The 15084-nt window shown below is 63.8% G+C and carries 15 protein-coding genes and 2 pseudogenes; 8 read left to right on the top strand and 9 right to left on the bottom strand.

What is annotated here, in order from left to right; all coding sequences use genetic code 11:
* Nucleotides 1-112, top strand: a 112-nt coding sequence (locus GTK09_RS26570; protein ID WP_246218153.1) for an ATP-binding protein, incomplete at its 5' end; no start/stop codon positions are given.
* 142 nt (nt 113-254) lie between these two features.
* On the opposite strand, the pseudogene GTK09_RS26565 reads toward GTK09_RS26570, so the two are convergent.
* A pseudogene (locus GTK09_RS26565) lies at nt 255-497 on the bottom strand (hypothetical protein); the annotation flags it as partial.
* A gap of 603 nt (nt 498-1100) precedes the next feature.
* Between GTK09_RS26565 and GTK09_RS26560 the strand changes: the two are divergent.
* Nucleotides 1101-2153, top strand: a complete 1053-nt coding sequence (locus tag GTK09_RS26560; protein ID WP_246218152.1) for a cell wall hydrolase — start codon at nt 1101-1103, stop codon at nt 2151-2153.
* 265 nt (nt 2154-2418) lie between these two features.
* Nucleotides 2419-3366: a peptidylprolyl isomerase gene (locus GTK09_RS26555; protein WP_163466407.1), complete on the top strand. Its 948-nt coding sequence runs from the start codon at nt 2419-2421 to the stop codon at nt 3364-3366.
* A 145-nt stretch (nt 3367-3511) separates the two neighbouring features.
* On the opposite strand, the gene GTK09_RS26550 is transcribed toward GTK09_RS26555, so the two are convergent.
* The 6 genes and pseudogenes from GTK09_RS26550 to GTK09_RS26525 all read right to left on the bottom strand — a co-directional run bounded on the left by GTK09_RS26550 (nt 3512) and on the right by GTK09_RS26525 (nt 7516).
* Entirely contained in the window at nt 3512-3706 is a 195-nt protein-coding gene (locus tag GTK09_RS26550) for a L,D-transpeptidase family protein (protein ID WP_312869970.1), read from the bottom strand.
* Nucleotides 3681-5333: an IS66 family transposase gene (tnpC, locus tag GTK09_RS26545; RefSeq protein ID WP_163466406.1), complete on the bottom strand. Its 1653-nt coding sequence runs from the start codon at nt 5331-5333 to the stop codon at nt 3681-3683. Before tnpC ends, GTK09_RS26550 begins: the two co-directional genes overlap by 26 nt.
* A gap of 75 nt (nt 5334-5408) precedes the next feature.
* Nucleotides 5409-5750 (bottom strand): IS66 family insertion sequence element accessory protein TnpB, encoded by a 342-nt coding sequence (gene tnpB / locus GTK09_RS26540; RefSeq protein ID WP_163466405.1) that lies wholly within the window; start codon nt 5748-5750, stop codon nt 5409-5411.
* Complete coding sequence (gene tnpA / locus GTK09_RS26535; protein WP_163466404.1) at nt 5747-6124, bottom strand: IS66-like element accessory protein TnpA; 378 nt, start codon at nt 6122-6124, stop codon at nt 5747-5749. The genes tnpB and tnpA overlap by 4 nt, the downstream gene beginning before the upstream one ends.
* A gap of 59 nt (nt 6125-6183) precedes the next feature.
* Nucleotides 6184-6597 (bottom strand): annotated as a pseudogene (locus tag GTK09_RS26530) (L,D-transpeptidase); the annotation flags it as partial.
* A 319-nt stretch (nt 6598-6916) separates the two neighbouring features.
* A complete protein-coding gene (locus GTK09_RS26525) occupies nt 6917-7516 on the bottom strand; it encodes a transglutaminase-like cysteine peptidase (RefSeq protein ID WP_163466410.1) in 600 nt (199 codons plus the stop codon).
* Between the two features lie 628 nt (nt 7517-8144).
* On the opposite strand from GTK09_RS26525, the gene GTK09_RS26520 reads away from it, so the two are divergent.
* The 5 genes from GTK09_RS26520 to GTK09_RS26500 are packed head-to-tail and all read left to right on the top strand — an operon-like array spanning nt 8145 to nt 14274.
* Nucleotides 8145-9290, top strand: coding sequence for a cytochrome c oxidase subunit II (locus GTK09_RS26520; protein WP_246218151.1), 1146 nt, complete (start codon nt 8145-8147; stop codon nt 9288-9290).
* Nucleotides 9287-11845 carry a cytochrome c oxidase subunit I gene (gene ctaD / locus GTK09_RS26515; RefSeq protein ID WP_163466403.1) on the top strand — a complete coding sequence of 853 codons (2559 nt, stop codon included), beginning with the start codon at nt 9287-9289 and terminating at the stop codon, nt 11843-11845. The genes GTK09_RS26520 and ctaD overlap by 4 nt, the downstream gene beginning before the upstream one ends.
* Nucleotides 11846-11855: 10 nt before the next feature.
* Nucleotides 11856-12233 (top strand): hypothetical protein, encoded by a 378-nt coding sequence (locus GTK09_RS26510; protein ID WP_163466402.1) that lies wholly within the window; start codon nt 11856-11858, stop codon nt 12231-12233.
* A complete protein-coding gene (locus tag GTK09_RS26505; protein ID WP_163466401.1) occupies nt 12230-12916 on the top strand; it encodes a cytochrome c oxidase assembly protein in 687 nt (228 codons plus the stop codon). The genes GTK09_RS26510 and GTK09_RS26505 overlap by 4 nt, the downstream gene beginning before the upstream one ends.
* Nucleotides 12913-14274 carry a c-type cytochrome gene (locus GTK09_RS26500; protein ID WP_163466400.1) on the top strand — a complete coding sequence of 454 codons (1362 nt, stop codon included), beginning with the start codon at nt 12913-12915 and terminating at the stop codon, nt 14272-14274. Before GTK09_RS26505 ends, GTK09_RS26500 begins: the two co-directional genes overlap by 4 nt.
* A gap of 101 nt (nt 14275-14375) precedes the next feature.
* On the opposite strand, the gene GTK09_RS27935 is transcribed toward GTK09_RS26500, so the two are convergent.
* Together GTK09_RS27935 and GTK09_RS26495 are read right to left on the bottom strand one after the other, a co-directional pair.
* Nucleotides 14376-14510: a hypothetical protein gene (locus GTK09_RS27935; protein WP_281353550.1), complete on the bottom strand. Its 135-nt coding sequence runs from the start codon at nt 14508-14510 to the stop codon at nt 14376-14378.
* A 74-nt stretch (nt 14511-14584) separates the two neighbouring features.
* Entirely contained in the window at nt 14585-14932 is a 348-nt protein-coding gene (locus GTK09_RS26495; RefSeq protein ID WP_312869969.1) for a MerR family DNA-binding protein, read from the bottom strand.
* Nucleotides 14933-15084: the final 152 nt, after the last annotated feature.

The following is a 15084-nucleotide window of genomic DNA, read 5'->3' as shown; positions in this document are numbered from 1 at the left end:
GACGATCGCCGATGCCATCCTCGACCGGCTCGTCCACAACGCCCACCGCATCGACCTCAAAGGAGAAAGCATGCGAAAATCCAAAGCCGCCGCGGCCACCGTCACGGATTGACCCGCGCCGAAATCCACGAAATCAATCACACTGAAACGAAACAAGGCTCCTCGATCTCCAACCCATCCAGCTGTCCGCGACTTTCCGGAACAAGTGTCCGCGACTTAGCGAAACGGCTGTCCTGAATCAGCGAAATCCGCAACCATCGGCACATCGGATATGTCTTCAACAGCACGAATTGACCGCTGCGGTCGCGTTTCCAGATCTCTAGCTCACTCTCCTGCTTGAAGATCCGGATCAGGATCGGTGCGGATGGAGACATGGATTTACGCGAAATCTCGGCGAGAAGCGTTGCGGGGATAGGCTGGGTTGCCTTGCCGTCAACCTCCAGCACGGCGGAAACGCATGCGGTCAACATAAGGGCGAGTGCCTTGATCCCCGCCATTCTGATCGCTTGCAGCATTCTCTAGCGCCCGTGTTCCGCTTGCGGAGTCCCATCCCGCATTTAGGCATTCCGCCTAGCGTCGCCCTGGCATGGTTAAGAAGGGGTTGTCGCCAAACTATGTCGAACGGCTTGCAAGCTTGTATCATGGTTCGAATTTGACCCTGCCCGGTGCGTTGTTGCCCATCCTCGTCATCGTCGGCGGCTTCACGCGGCGTGAACCGCGATCCAGCAGGCTCCGCGTCGATCGCGGACACATCATTATCAGGACGCGCATTAGATGACTTGGACGCCGATCGTGGCCGTCTCCAGACCGATCGGCGCCCGCGCGGCTTGCCATACTCTCGCCACCGAGCACCCTTTTACCAACTATTAGGGTTAACAGATGATGATTAGCCTATGCTTTGTTGGGGGCTGGGGACGTCAAATGAAAAGCGGCCGAAACAGTAGACAGCCGAGGATTTGAGGTTGCCGGTCCCGTCGGTTGTCGCCCGCGCTGTCGTGCTCGGGTTTATTTCGTGTGGCCTGGTTCTCGTTTCGAGCGAGCGAACGAGGTTTCGAGAAGGACCAGCATCTGAGGACAGCGCTGCAATTCTAGGCCAAGATTTGGCGGCCGTTGCCATTTCCAGAGAGGCTAGGGCGGTCAGTCAGGTCCTCAAAGTTCCAGCGTCGAAGGGCGAAAGGCATTCCAGGGCCACCGAAGAACAGAGGCCCGGGCCAGGAGCAGGCGCTCCGGCCTTAACAGCGAGTGCTGCCGAGAGGCCGCGGCGCCCGTCTGGAGTTCCGGGGAATGAAGCCTCCAGAGCTTCCACTGGGAAGGGTGGTCGTGTTCTCGTTACCGCAGTTTCCAGCCGGTCGGATTCTTCTGGCTCGGTACGACGTGAAACATTTCTGCGCGCGGAACTAGGGATCGGAGATGAGCAACTACGCACGTCGCTCGCCGGGCCCGAATCGATTGATGGTCGCTTCCGTACCGCCACGATCTTCCGTTCACGTCTTCCCGATCTCCAACCCCTCGAAGGAAAGGACAAGGCGGTCGACGGGCCATTGCCGTCTCGGTTTGACGAACTTGCGGGAGATGCTGCCGATGAGAAGGACGACCTTTTGACGCTTGCCTATGCGCTCGTTGCCAGACCGCAGCTCTCGCTTTTCGATCATGTTCTCGGTGAGCCGAAGAGAAGCTTCGTGCCACCGCTCGGGCCAGAGGACCATTCCTGGGCCGCAACGCCGCTGCCGGCTGCAGCTTTCGCAGAAGATGAGCAGACATGCCTTGCCAATGGCATCTACTTCGAGGCGCGCGGCGAAAAGAAGGAGGGTCAGGCCGCAGTCGCGCAGGTCATCCTCAACCGTGTCCGCAATCCAGCCTATCCCGAAACCATCTGCGGGGTCGTCTATCAGAACCAGAGTTGGAAGAACCGCTGCCAATTCTCCTTCGCCTGTGACGGCATCAAGGACCGAATCACCGATCGCCGCGCCTATGCGACAGCTGAGCTGATCGGCCACCAGGTCACCAACGGGGAAATCTGGCTTTCGAGTGTCGGCTCTGCGACCAATTATCACGCAACCTATGTCAGCCCGCGTTGGGCCCAGGCCATGAAGCGCGTCGACAAGATCGGACGCCACATCTTTTATCGAACCATCAACGGCGGCTGGGATTGAATGGCCGCGCTCTGTCCCATTTTGTTATGCTGTCGCCGCTTTGGGACCTTGGACGCTGCCGCCTTCAGTTCCTGACGAGAAGGGGGACAAGACGCAAGGAAAGCGCCGCAGCATTCATGTCGAAGACGGCAACGACGTTAAGGCTTTTCACTTTCGCCTTCGTGCCCAACTCAACGCCATCGTCATCTCATCCTCCGCCCCAGCAAGTCTGTCCTATCCGGTGTGCAGAAGCTGGCTGACTCGGCTCTCGGAAAGGTAGCATCGCATGACGTCTCTTCGCATACGTGGTTTCGCTGCTGCGGCAGTGGTGGCAGGATTGATGGCGCCGGTGATGGCGCAGGTGCCGGCACCCGCGCCATCCTCACCATCTTCGGAACAGCAGGCGCTTGCGAACGACGATGCCGTGGTGGCGACGGTCAATGGTCAACCGATCTTGAGGTCGGAGGTCTTGGACGCGATTAGCAGCTTGCCGCCACAGTACCAGCAAGTGCCTATCGAGGCGCTAATATCCCAGATGGCCGAACAGATCGCTGCGGTCCGGCTCGTTGCCGAGAAGGCATATGAGGCTGGACTTCAGAACGATCCAGAGGTGCAGGACCGAATAAAGAAAGAAGAGCGCCGCATCGTCGGGGACGTCTGGCTGCAGCGCGAGCTGGATCGCCGCATGACCGACCAGGCATTTCAAGGCGCCTTCGAGGATTATCTCGCCAACAATCCACCACAGGAGCAGCTGAAGGCACGCCATATCCTAGTTGAGAGCGAGGACAAAGCCAGAGAACTTATTGAGCAGCTTGAGAGCGGAGCTAAGTTCGAGGATCTGGCCCGCGAAAACACGACCGATCCGTCGGGAAAGCAGGCGGGCGGCGATCTCGGCTGGTTTGCGAAGGGCCAGATGGTGTCGGCATTCGAAGAGGCTGCCTTCGAATTAGATGCCGGCGAGTTTACGACAGAGCCGGTCGAGACGCCGTTCGGATGGCATGTGATTCTGGTTGAGGAGAAGCGTATCCCGCCGCAGCCGAGCATGCAGGAGATCAAGCCGCAACTTCATGAACAGCTGCTCCGAACGCTGGTGCCGCAGATCATGGCCGAGGTGAAGCAAGGGGCCGACATTCAGATGATGGACGTGGAAGGCGAGGTGCCGATTCCTCGGGAGGCAGAACCGGCCGAACCGATCTCTGGCCCCGTGGTCGACGGAGCGGAGTCGCAGCAATAATGGGCCGAAAAGCTCAACCTCGTTGCGCGGTACAACCGCTTCATAGGACCAGTCGAAAGTTCGAAGAGGCCTGGACGTTTACGGCGAAGGTGTATGCAACGACAATGGCGTCGACTGCGGAGAGCTGGTGCGGTGTACCGCGCGCTTACCGAACCACGACCTCGGCTCCAACGCCGACGCGGTCGTAAAGGTCGATGACATGGTCGTTCAGCATCCGGATGCAGCCGTTTGAGACCGCCTTGCCGATCGAGGATGGCTCGTTGGTTCCGTGAATCCGGTAGAGAGTGTCCGTACGCATCCGTCGTAGGCCGCAGTCAGGCGGCGACGGCCTGTTCGTGATGGGCGGTCGCCGACCAATTCCACGGCAGTAGTTCGGCCAGGCGTGCCTGCGGCATGTCGGCGATGCGAGCGAGGACGTCGGCGAGCCAGGCTTGGGGATCGACGTCGTTGAGCCGGGCGGTCGCGATCATCGTGAGCATGAAGGCGCAGCGATCCGCCCCACGGTCCGAGCCGGCGAAGGTCCATGAGCGTCGTCCGAGAGCAATGCCGCGTAGGGCTCGTTCTGCTGCGTTGTTCGAGAGACAGATCCGTCCGTCGGCGGTGAAGCGGGCGAAGCTTTCCCACTTCGTCAGCATGTAGTCCATGGCCTTGGCGACGTCGGCATGGCGCGACAGACGCGCCCGCTCGGTTCGCATCCAAACCTCAAGGTCAGAAAGAAGCGGCAGGGATCGCTCCCGGCGGATCGCCAAGCGCTCGGCGGCGGGCAAGCCGTTCACCTCGCGCTCGATTGCGAACAGGATGTCGATGCGCTGCACCGTCTCCAATGCCATCGGCGAGATCGGCGCCGCGTTCTTCCGCCGGACGCTCTTGGCGATATCGGCGAGCTCGAAGAACTTGCGCCGGGCATGGCTCCAGCACAGCGCCTGCATTAGCGGCCCCGGACTTCGGTCGGGCGCATAGAGGCGTCCGTAGCCTGAGTAGGCGTCGGCCTGAAGAATGCCGGTCCAGCCCGCCAGATGCCGCTCGGCATGTTCGGCAGTGCGATCCCGAGACGCGAAGAACAGAGCCGCCGGCGGGGCCGGACCGCCGAAGGGTCGGTCGTCGCGCACATAGGTCCAGATCCGCCCCGTTGCGGTTTTGCCCTTGGCCAGGATCGGCACCGTCGTGTCGTCGCCGTGCAGGCGCTCGGCACCGAGGACATGGCGCTCGATCAGATCGTGCAGCGGGCGCAGGGCATGGGCGCAGGCGCCCACCTGGTCGGCCAGCGTCGACAGCGACAGATCGATGCCCTCGCGGGCATAGCGCTCCGATTGCCGGTTCAACGGTTGGTGTTGCCCGAACTTGTCGAACAGGATCGTCGCCAGGAGGTTCGGCCCAAGGAAGCCACGGGGCGTGACGTGGAACGGTGCCGGCGGCTGCGTGATCTGCTCGCAGTCCCGGCAGGTGAACTTCTCGCGCACCGTCTGGATGACCTTCCACTGGCGCGGGATCACTTCCAGCGTCTCGGTGACGTCCTCGCCCAGCTTGCGCAGGCGATCCGAGCCGCAGCATTTGCAGGCGACCGGGCCTGGAACCACGACGCGCTCGCGCGGCAGATGTTCGGGGAACGGCTTGCGACCACCGCGCCGCCGGCGTTCGAAGGACGCCACCGTCGTCGTCTTCGCCGCGGCCTCTTCGGCGGCGAGTTCGTCCTCGCTGAGTGCCGCCTCGGCGTCCTCGAGCTGCATCTCCAACTGGTCGAGGAGACGCGCCGTCCGCTCGGACCGCGTGCCGTAGAGCTCGCGCCGCAGCTTCTCGATCTGCAGCGTTAGATGCGCCACCAGAGCCTCGATACCGGATGCCTTCGCCTTGGCATGGGCTGCGTCGGCCACGGCCTCATCCCTGTCGCGCTCGGCCAGATCGGCGCGCCGTTCCGCCGCCGCCAGGGCGGTCTTCAGGGCGGCGATATCCTCCGGCAGATCGGCCATGGAGCGGGGCTCGGGATCCGTTCGCGACAGTCGGATTCTGCCACGCAATCCCTGCAATGCAAAGGCTTTTGCTCGCTATCCCGCCGCTTCCGGCCGCCAGGTTCTCTGCGGGTTCCGCCAGTCGATCCCGTCGAGCAGGCAGGCGAGGTCCGTGTGTGACAGAGCCACCACGCCGTCCCTGGCCGAGGGCCAGACAAAGCGTCCGCGCTCCAGCCTTTTGGCGTAAAGCGACAGTCCGACCCCGTCATGCCAGAGAATTTTGACCAGCGAACCGCCACGGCCGCGGAAGACGTAGAGGTCGCCCCCGTTCGGATCGCGCTTCAGCCCTTCCTGGACCAGAAGCGACAGACCCTGCATCCCTTTCCGCATGTCCGTGTGGCCCATCGCGATCCACACCCGAGCCCGCGAGGGGATCATCGCAGCGCCTTCAAAGCCGCAGCCGCCAACGCCGGCGGCGTTGACGCCGAGATCCTCATCCGCCCGCCGCTCGGCAGGTCCACCACGATCGCCGCGCCCGGATCGTCCACCACCGGCTCCGGCACCGCGGCGATCACCGCCGGCACGAACACCGGCTCCGACGGCGTGCCGAGCCGTTCGGCCCGAAACGCCCGTCGCCAATTCCCCAATTGCGAGCGCGAGATCCCGTGCCGGCGAGCCGTCGCCGAGACCAGACGCGGAGCCGAAAGGCTCTCCATCACGATCCGAAGCTTCTCCTCCTCGCTCCAGCGGCGGCGACGACCTGTCTCCACAATCTCCAGACGCTCGAAGGTACTGTGCTTATGACTGTCCATATGCGCAGGGTCTTACCGCGCAGAGCAGTTCGGAAGGCGGTTTAGGCCGTAGGCGTACGAGTGTCCTGACCGTCCCTATAGAGATAGAGTGCCCGCGCCCCGAGAGGGTTGCCCGGGCCACCCTTCACGCCGCCGGCGTACCTCGCGTACTTTCCCGGCTCGCGCTTGATCATGTTCGGGGTTGGCGTCCAGCGCGGCCATTCAGCCTTGCGGCCGATGACGGCCTTGCCGGAAAAGCGTAAACCCGCCCGGCCAACGCCGATGCCGTATCGCCGCGCCGCGCCGCCGTCTTCCACCAGGTAGAGGAATCTTCCATCAGGATCCACCACGATGGTGCCGGGTGGATGGCCGGAAAAGGGCACACGTTGCGGCAGGAATTGCGGATCGAGCTGAAACTCGCCGTGGGCGCTTGCCTCGGTGACAGGAGCAATCCATGCCGCCACGCCGGCCAAAAGCTGCCGCCGGTTGATCATATGGTGCTCCTTCAGGTCGATATGCGTGATCGGTAAACAGATCACCATGACGGCGGTGAATCTTCCGTTGCTTCGGATACGGGAGGTTCAAGCACTGGCCATTGACACCGCGCAGCCCTATGGGGCTTGGACCGCCATCTGCGATAAAGCCAGTTTGCGGGCGGCGAGATATGCACCATGCGCCTGTCAGGGATTCCGGCGAAGAACGCCTCACCGCGGAAGCTATGTCGTCCTCTGCATACGGCGTCTTAGCAGAGGCTATGAATTAATCGGGAACTCGATGCCTTATTAGACGATCGCTTCGGCATCGATCGTGCGGTCAGCGGACGCTGCCGACAAGAATGTCGCGGTCATCGACAATGGCGATCCACTCGCCGGCGTCCCGCTCCGACTGCCGCTTGAGATAAAGGTAATCCGTCTCGTTCCAGGCGAGAATGCGTTCATTGAGATTGTCCAGCACGAAGTCGCCCCGATCGGTCTTCACCGTGAGCACGGCATGCCCGGCACCATTGGGCTGACGCAGAACAGTGATCAGGAGCGCCGAGCGCGGAACGCCGGTGCGCTGGAGCATGTACTGTTTCAGAAGCGCGTAATCCTCGCAGTCTCCCTCGGCCGTGGGATAGGACCAAAGCTCTGCGACGCCGTGCATCTCTTCATCGGTTCGGGGAACGATGACCGTGTTGACGGCATCGTTCACCTCGATCATCTGTTCCCACAACTCGTCGGTCAGCTCCGGGATCGCCGTCGGTTCGTTTGGCTGACACTCGGTCGGGTACTGCTGGCAGAACTCGTAGTGGCCGACGGGCTGCGATGTCCTGCCGGTCGTGGGCATCCACGAAGGATCAGCCGCCGCACTGGTATAGGAAATAACAACAGCCGCAATCCCAATTGAAATCTTGGTAACTACACTATAGATCATCCGCATCGCCGTCTCCCCGTCTCTGAGGAAAACAATGGCACGGCCGATTTACTCTCGAATCAAATTACACAGCCCAAATTAGTTCAAAGTCGATCGAAACCCTTCATCGACGCTCAAGCGAGTGGGCATCGCTCTTCTAGAGCCATGATCACCGGCTCAACATTCGCTAGGGCCGGTAGAATGGGAAAAGAATGCACACCCGCTTACGTCGATAACGGCAAGCCCTCAGCAGAGAGAATTGCCATCTGCTCGACATGACCGAAGCTGAGACTGAAAATATATGCGACTAGAAGAAGAAGGATGACGAGAAACACTTTGTTCCTTCTCTTTCGGCGACGAAGATAATCACGCAGGGTCAGGGCGGAATCGTCTGCGGCATCGTCAGAGGCTGCAAATTCGTGTGGGTGGTTCAACTCAAATCTCCAGATAAGCGTCCGTAAGAATCAGGTGGGATTGCCGTCGCCATCTAGTATGTCCAACAGCCGGTGGGACAGTAGCCTAAGCCGCGCGTTTGTCTGCACGTCGGGATCAAGTTTTCGTGCAAGGAGCATGGAGCGCGGCCCTGGGGTCGGACTCGACAGGGCAGGTCCGGAAATCGCCCTTGCGCATTGCGCTGGCCGATCCCCCGATGACCGCTATCCTTGCACTCACGCGAGTGCCCGGCTTCACCGGGCCGATCGAAGAGGGGCAGAGCAGCGGCATGGCAGGGGGGCCGATCCGCCAGGGCGGGCAGCACCGGGTTTCAAGGGGAACTTCATGCAGCGTCCGGCTCGGACGCTCGTTCAAGGCGAGCCCTCCTCTTCTCCTCGCCACCCTTGTCTTGATTTCCGGCTGCCGCGGCCCGCAATCGACCTTTGCCGATGCGGGTCTTGAGGCATCCAGCGTTGCCGCCCTCTTCTGGTGGATGCTCGGCGGCGCCGTCCTCATCTGGTTCTTCGTCATCGGGCTGTCGGTCTACGCCACCAAGGCCCATCCCGGCGCCCACAGCGACAAGACGGGCCTTCGCCTCATCATCTGGGGCGGCTGCGTCTTTCCGACCGTCGTCCTGACGATCCTCCTCGTCTTCGGCCTGCAGATGATGCCGGATTTTCGTGCGCCGGCGAACGGACCACGGATCGCGATCTCGGGCGAGCGCTTCTGGTGGCGCGTCTTCTACGACTCGCCTGCCGAGCCGGGCGTGGCGCGCAGCTTGCCCCACGAAGGAATCGAGAGTGCCAACGAGATCTGGCTGCCCGTCGGGCGGCGCACCGAGCTCCTGCTCGGGAGCCCGGACGTGATCCACTCCTTCTGGGTGCCGGCGATCGCCGGCAAGACCGACACGATTCCCGGCCGGATCAACCGACTGGTCGTCGAGCCGACGCGTGAAGGGCTGTATAATGGCGTCTGCGCCGAGTTCTGCGGCACCGCCCACGCGCAGATGGCATTCCGCGTTCGTGTCGTCTCGCAGGAAGACTACGAGACCTATGTCGCGGCACAGGGCCAACCAGCCGCGGTGCTCGACCATCCCGGGCTCGATGCCTTTCTCGCCAATGGCTGCGGGGCCTGCCACACGGTGCGCGGCACCGAGGCGGACGGGCGCGTTGGCCCGGACCTGACCCATGTCGCCAGCCGGGAGACGATCGGCGCCGGCATCCTCGCCATGAACGAGGCAAACCTCGCCCGCTTCATCTCCTCCACCGAACATGTGAAGCCGGGGGTGCAGATGCCGTCCTTCGGCGTCCTTCCGGACGAGGAGATCGCCGCCATCGCCGCCTGGCTCGGGAGCCTTCAATGAGCCAGGCTGCAAACGCTCCCGACGTCCCGCCGGCCTCCACCCGCGACCAGGAGGACCCAAAGGTCCGCGAGGAGCAGGAGGAGCGCCTCCGGAAAGTCTGGGCTTCCCCGCCGGGCTGGCGCTACTGGTCCGACACCAACAACACGACGGTCGGCGTCTGGTACACGGCGACCTCCTTCGCGTTCATGCTGTTCGCGGGCGTCCTGGCTCTCATGGTCCGCACCCAGCTCAGCGTCCCCGAGAACGACTTCCTGACGGCCGACCTCTACAACCAGGCCTATACGCTGCATGGCACGGTGATGATGTTCCTCTTCGCCGTCCCGATCTTCGAGGCGGTGTCGATCATCCTCCTGCCGCAACTGCTCGGCGCACGCGACCTGCCGTTCCCGCGGCTCTCGGCGTTCGGCTTCTGGTGCTTCCTGATCGGCGGCATCTTCGTCTGCGGCTCGATCTTCTTCGGCCAGGCGCCGACGAGCGGCTGGTTCATGTATCCGCCGCTGACGACGCAGGAGCGGTTCACGCCGGGCTACGGCGCCGACATCTGGCTGCTCGGGCTCTCCTTCATCGAGGTCGCCTCGATCGCCGCCGCCGTGGAGCTCATCGTCGGCGTGCTGAAGTGCCGCCCGCCGGGCATGCGGCTCAACCTCATGCCGCTCTACGCCTGGTACATCCTCGTGGTCGCGACGATGATCCTCTTCGCCTTCCCGCCGCTGATCGCCGGCGACATCCTGTTCGAGCTCGAGCGCTTGTTCAACTGGCCGTTCTTCGACCCGGAGCGCGGCGGCGATCCGCTGCTCTGGCAGCACCTCTTCTGGATCTTCGGCCATCCGGAGGTCTACATCATCTTCCTGCCCTCAATCGCCCTCCTGGCGATGATCATCCCGACCTTCGCGCAGCGCCCGATCCTCGGCTACTCCTGGATCGTGCTCGCGGCCGTCGGCACCGGCTTCATCTCCTTCGGCCTGTGGGTCCACCACATGTACACGACGGGTCTGCCGACGATCTCGCTCGGCTTCTTCTCGGCCGCGAGCGAGGCCGTGGCGATCCCGACCGGCGTCCAGATCTTCGTCTTCCTGGCGACCTGCCTCACCGGCCGCATTATCTATTCCGTGCCGATGCTGTTCATCTCGGGAGCGCTCGCGATCTTCGTCCTCGGCGGGCTGACGGGCGTGATGGTGGCGATCGTGCCCTTCGACTGGCAGGTCCACGACACCTACTTCATCGTAGCGCACCTCCATTACGTCATCATCGGCGGCGTCCTCTTCCCGCTCGTCGCCGGCCTCTATTACTACTGGCCGATCCTTTCGGACCGCCGGCTCTCCGATCGTCTCGGCAAGATCGCCTTCTGGCTGATGATCGTCGGGTTCAACGTCGGCTTCTTCCCGATGCACTATTCGGGCATGATCGGCATGCCCCGCCGCATTTGGACCTATCCGGCCAATCTCGGCCTCGAACTGCCGAACCTCATCTCAACGGTCGGCGCCTTCATCTTCGCCGCCGGCATCCTCATCATCGTCTTCGACGTCCTGCGCCCGCGCGGGAAGGAGCCGCTCGCCAAGCGCAACATCTGGAACGCCGGCACGCTCGAATGGGTCGCCGACGTGCCGGGCGAGGACTGGGGCATCCGCTCGGTGCCGATCGTCTCCTCGCGCTACCCGATCTGGGACCAGCCGAACTTCATCGACGATATCGACAAGGGCCGGTTCTACATGCCGGACGCCGAGGAGATGAAGCGCGAGACCATGGTGACGAGCGTGCTCGACGCGCAGCCCCTGCAGTGCCTTCGCGGGCCGGGGCCATCCTTCGTGCCGATGTGTGCGGCCTTCTTCCTCGGCGCGAGCTTCATCGCCGCGACCTTCCACTATTGGACGGCGATGTTCGCGGCGCTGCTCTTCTGCGTCGTAACGATCATCCACTGGCTGTGGAATGCCACCTCCGTGATCCCGGAGAAGGAGGAGAAGGATGTCGGGCGGGGCCTTTCCCTGCCGATCTACATCGCGGGGCCGCACTCGGTCTCCTGGTGGGCGATGTTCATCACCATGCTCGGCGATGCCACGGCCTTCGTCGGCCTCGTCTTCGGTTATATCTACTTCTTCACCATCCACACGGACTTCCCGCCGCCCGACGCGGATGGGCCGGGACTGCTTTGGCCGCTCGTCTCGCTGGCCTTCTTCGCCGCGAGCTGGCTCCTGACGCTCGTCTCGCACCGGCTGCTAAGGCGCGGACGAGTCAGCGCCGCGCGGTTGCTCATGGCCGCCGGCGCCGCAACCTCGGTGGCTGCCGCTGCCGCCCTCCTTTGGGGTCCGTGGGTCACCGATCTGCAGCCGACGGTCCATGTCTATCCGGCGACGGTCTGGCTCCTTGCCATCTGGACGGCGATCCATGCGCTCGTCGGAACGGTGATGCTCGGCTATTGCCTCGCCCGCTCGCTGGCGGGGAAGCTCACGCCGAAATACGACATCGACCTCGCCAACGTGGCGCTCTACTGGCATTTCGCCGCGGGAACCGGTCTCGTCACCGTCGCGGTCATCGCGCTCTTCCCCCTGGCGAACTGAGGAACGCCCGATGCAGCTCGACAACCGGACGCGGGACAATCTCTGGACGCTGATTTCGACGCCAGCCGTTTGGGGTGTGCATTTCCTGTTCTGCTACTTCGTGGCGGCTTATGTGTGTGCGCCCAACACCCGCATTTTCGAGCCGATCGGCGGCGTGCGCGTCGCGATCGCCCTTGCGACCCTGCCGGCGCTCGCCTTCTGCGCCTTTGCCGGCATCCGGGCGACGCGTGAATGGCGGGCCTTCCGCGGCGACCTACCGTTCGACGCGCCGACGGCGGAGGATCGCGAGCGCTTCCTGGAATTCTCCACCATGCTGCTTGCCGCGCTCTCCTTCGTCGCCATCGTCTTCACGGCGCTGCCGGCGCTGCTTGTGCAGGACTGCCGATGACGGCCGGGTCGGAGGGCGCGCGAAGCGGCGGCCTTCGGCGCCATCTGCCGCTGACGTTCGGTCTCATTCTGCTCGCGTTGCTCTGGGGCGGGCCCTTGCCCTTCCGTGCAGGGGGGTCCTTCGCTGCTTACATGATGCATATGGGCGTGGTCGCCGTCGCAGCGCCGCTTCTCGCCTTCGGCATCGTACGCTCCGCTCCCACTCTGGCCTCCCACGTCCCCGGACGGCTGGCACTCCTCGCCGCATTCGTGGAGTTCGCCCTCGTCTGGGGATGGCACGCTCCGGCGCTGCACGATGCCGCTCGTGAGAGCCTCGCCTTCCGCATCCTTGAGCAGGGATCCTTTCTGTTCGCCGGGCTCTTTGTCTGGCTCACAGCCCTCTCGGGCCACCTGGGAGCCGACCGGACGGGCCCAGGAGCATCGCGCGCGGCCGGCGTCGCGAGCCTCCTCGTCACCTCCATGCACATGACGCTGCTCGGCGCGCTTCTCCTTCTGTCGCCCCGAACGTTGTATGCGTGCGCCGATCTCTGCGCGCCCTTCGCGACGATGACGCCGCTCGAGGACCAGCAGCTCGGCGGCGCGATCATGCTGGGCGTTGGGGGCCTTGCCTATCTCGCCGGCGGGCTCGGACTTCTGGCGTCCATCTTGGTCGAGCACGCCCCTGGGGCAGGGGGGCGGCGATGAAGCTGAACGTCACGGTCACAGGCAAGCGCCTGGCGCTCCTGCCGGTCATCGCCGTCGTCGGCGCGCTCGCCGTCAGCCTCTCGGGCCTCGTCTCGATCGCCGCCAACACCGGCCACTTCGGCGTGGTGAAGTGGTTCCTAGGTTGGACGATGCAGAACGCGGTGCGCACCCAGTCGCTCGGAATCTCTGTGCCGGAGGGGGTCGAGCTCTCCGACCCGAACCTCGTCCAGCGCGCCGCCGGGCAGTTCGCCACGGGCTGCGCCTCCTGTCATGGCGCGCCCGGAGTGCTGCAGTCGCCGGTCGTCCTGTCGATGACCCCGGCGCCGCCCCGACTCGAACAACAGATTCCGGAATGGAGGGACCGCGAGCTCTTCTGGATCGTGCAGCACGGCATCAAATATTCCGGCATGCCTGCCTGGACGACGCAGGACCGCCCGGACGAGGTCTGGGCGATGGTCGCCTTCCTGCGCGCGCTGCCCGAGATCACGGCCGAAGAGTATCGGAAACTCGCGCTGGGAGAGGCCGAGGGCGAAGGTGAAGGCGCTGGCGGGACCGCACACACCGATGTGCAGAGGGGTAGGCCGGCCGAGTCAGGAGAGGAGCCCTCCGGCCTTTCGACCGCCGGGATGTCGGACGACGTCGCCGACGCGCTCACCAATTGCGCGCGCTGCCACGGTTTCGACGGGCGCGGCGTCGGGGGCGGCGAGACCGCCGAGGCCTTCCCGAACATCACCGGGCAGAGGCAAGCCTATCTCTTCGAGACGCTGAAGGCCTTCGCCTCCGGCCGCCGCGAAAGCGGCATCATGACCCCGGCCGCGGGCGTCTACTCCGAAGAGATCCTGGCCGATCTCGCGCGCTATTACGCGCAGCTGCCGCCCGCGGGTGAAGGCGGCGAGTCCGGCGGGGCCGAGATCACGCCGCCCGTCGGCGTTGCGCTCGGGGAAGAGGGCGCTGGCCGAATGCCGCGGCACTCGATCGAGGGGGAGGCGGCCGCAAGTCGGGGCGAGCCCACCGGCTATGCTGCACTGGTCGACCCCGCCGCGGCCAGCGGCCCGCCCTACGCCGCCACGGGCCTTGCCGAGCTGGGCCGCCGGATCGCGACGCAGGGTCTGCCCGAACGCAAGCTGCCGGCCTGCGAGAGCTGCCATGGCGCGACGGAGCGAGAGAAGAACCAGAACTATCCCTACATTGCCGGGCAGCCGGAATGGTTCCTCGCTACCCAACTCCAGCTCTTCAAGGAGGGAGAGCGCCTCGGCACGCCCTTTGCCCATCTGATGGAGCCGATCGCCATCAACCTGACCGAGGAGCAGATCGACGCGCTGGCGCTCTACTATTCTCTGCAGCCGCCCGGGCGCTGAAAATGATCTGCGTTGGTGGTGGCGCTTCAGATATCGGTATCGCTTCCAACATGAAGGGAGGCTGGATCCGCCAAGAGCGATGTTAGCGGCTCGTACGGAGATCAGCTTTCCCTTCGCGAGATCCGGTCGCCGGACGAGGACCGAAGATACAAAACGGTGGCGAACGCCGCCAGCAGCACCGCCCAGCCCGCAACGGCCGATTGCCCGGCGACCGAGAATTGCATCTCCACGCCCAAGGAAAGCTCGGCGAGCCTCCAGCCAGATATCTGGCACGCTCATAGAGCCTTCCGGCTGGAGGAGAAAGCGCAATTTACTCGGCTACAGAATGGTGATGCTGGCACTCATTGTGATCGGCGAGCGTTTGGATAACACGACAATCACATATGCGGCCGTGCTCGCACTCGTCGACCATGCGTTGAAGTTCGCGGCGCAGCAGATTGAGCTGCATGATTCGGTGGTCCACCGCCCTGAGATGATGGCGCGCTATGCGATCCGCCTCCTGGCACGAAGCGTTAGACTTCTCGGACATGGACAGAAGCCCGCGTATGTCTTCGATCTCAAAGCCCAGCTCCCGCGCGTGCCGGATGAAGCTGATGCGGTCGATCTCGTGAATGCCGTATTGCCGCCGATTGCCGGACGTGCGGGCAGGGGCGGAGATCAGACCGATGTCCTCGTAGAACCTGTGTCCGTCGTCAGAACATTTCGCGCAGATTGGGGTTTGGATTAGCGAAGAGCGGGCTTCGTCTCTGTTTCGGTTTTAAGCGGCGAGCTTGCGGTGCTGCAAGCGCCGATGTTCGATTGTTTCTCGCT

It is taken from the genome of Jiella pacifica (assembly GCF_010500815.1).
Classification (GTDB): Bacteria; Pseudomonadota; Alphaproteobacteria; order Rhizobiales; family Rhizobiaceae; genus Jiella; species Jiella pacifica.
The sequence above is the reverse complement of the archived record's forward strand: the minus strand, read 5'-3'. Positions and strand labels throughout refer to the sequence as shown.

What these genes read in the sequence shown, in the direction of transcription:
- GTK09_RS26520 (WP_246218151.1), top strand. Translation starts at nt 8,145, where the DNA reads ATGACCGCTATCCTTGCACTCACGCGAGTGCCCGGCTTCACCGGGCCG.
- tnpB (WP_163466405.1), bottom strand. Translation starts at nt 5,750, where the DNA reads ATGATCCCCTCGCGGGCTCGGGTGTGGATCGCGATGGGCCACACGGAC.
- GTK09_RS26500 (WP_163466400.1), top strand. Translation starts at nt 12,913, where the DNA reads ATGAAGCTGAACGTCACGGTCACAGGCAAGCGCCTGGCGCTCCTGCCG.
- tnpC (WP_163466406.1), bottom strand. Translation starts at nt 5,333, where the DNA reads ATGGCCGATCTGCCGGAGGATATCGCCGCCCTGAAGACCGCCCTGGCG.
- GTK09_RS26525 (WP_163466410.1), bottom strand. Translation starts at nt 7,516, where the DNA reads ATGATCTATAGTGTAGTTACCAAGATTTCAATTGGGATTGCGGCTGTT.
- ctaD (WP_163466403.1), top strand. Translation starts at nt 9,287, where the DNA reads ATGAGCCAGGCTGCAAACGCTCCCGACGTCCCGCCGGCCTCCACCCGC.
- GTK09_RS26555 (WP_163466407.1), top strand. Translation starts at nt 2,419, where the DNA reads ATGACGTCTCTTCGCATACGTGGTTTCGCTGCTGCGGCAGTGGTGGCA.
- tnpA (WP_163466404.1), bottom strand. Translation starts at nt 6,124, where the DNA reads ATGGACAGTCATAAGCACAGTACCTTCGAGCGTCTGGAGATTGTGGAG.
- GTK09_RS26510 (WP_163466402.1), top strand. Translation starts at nt 11,856, where the DNA reads ATGCAGCTCGACAACCGGACGCGGGACAATCTCTGGACGCTGATTTCG.
- GTK09_RS26505 (WP_163466401.1), top strand. Translation starts at nt 12,230, where the DNA reads ATGACGGCCGGGTCGGAGGGCGCGCGAAGCGGCGGCCTTCGGCGCCAT.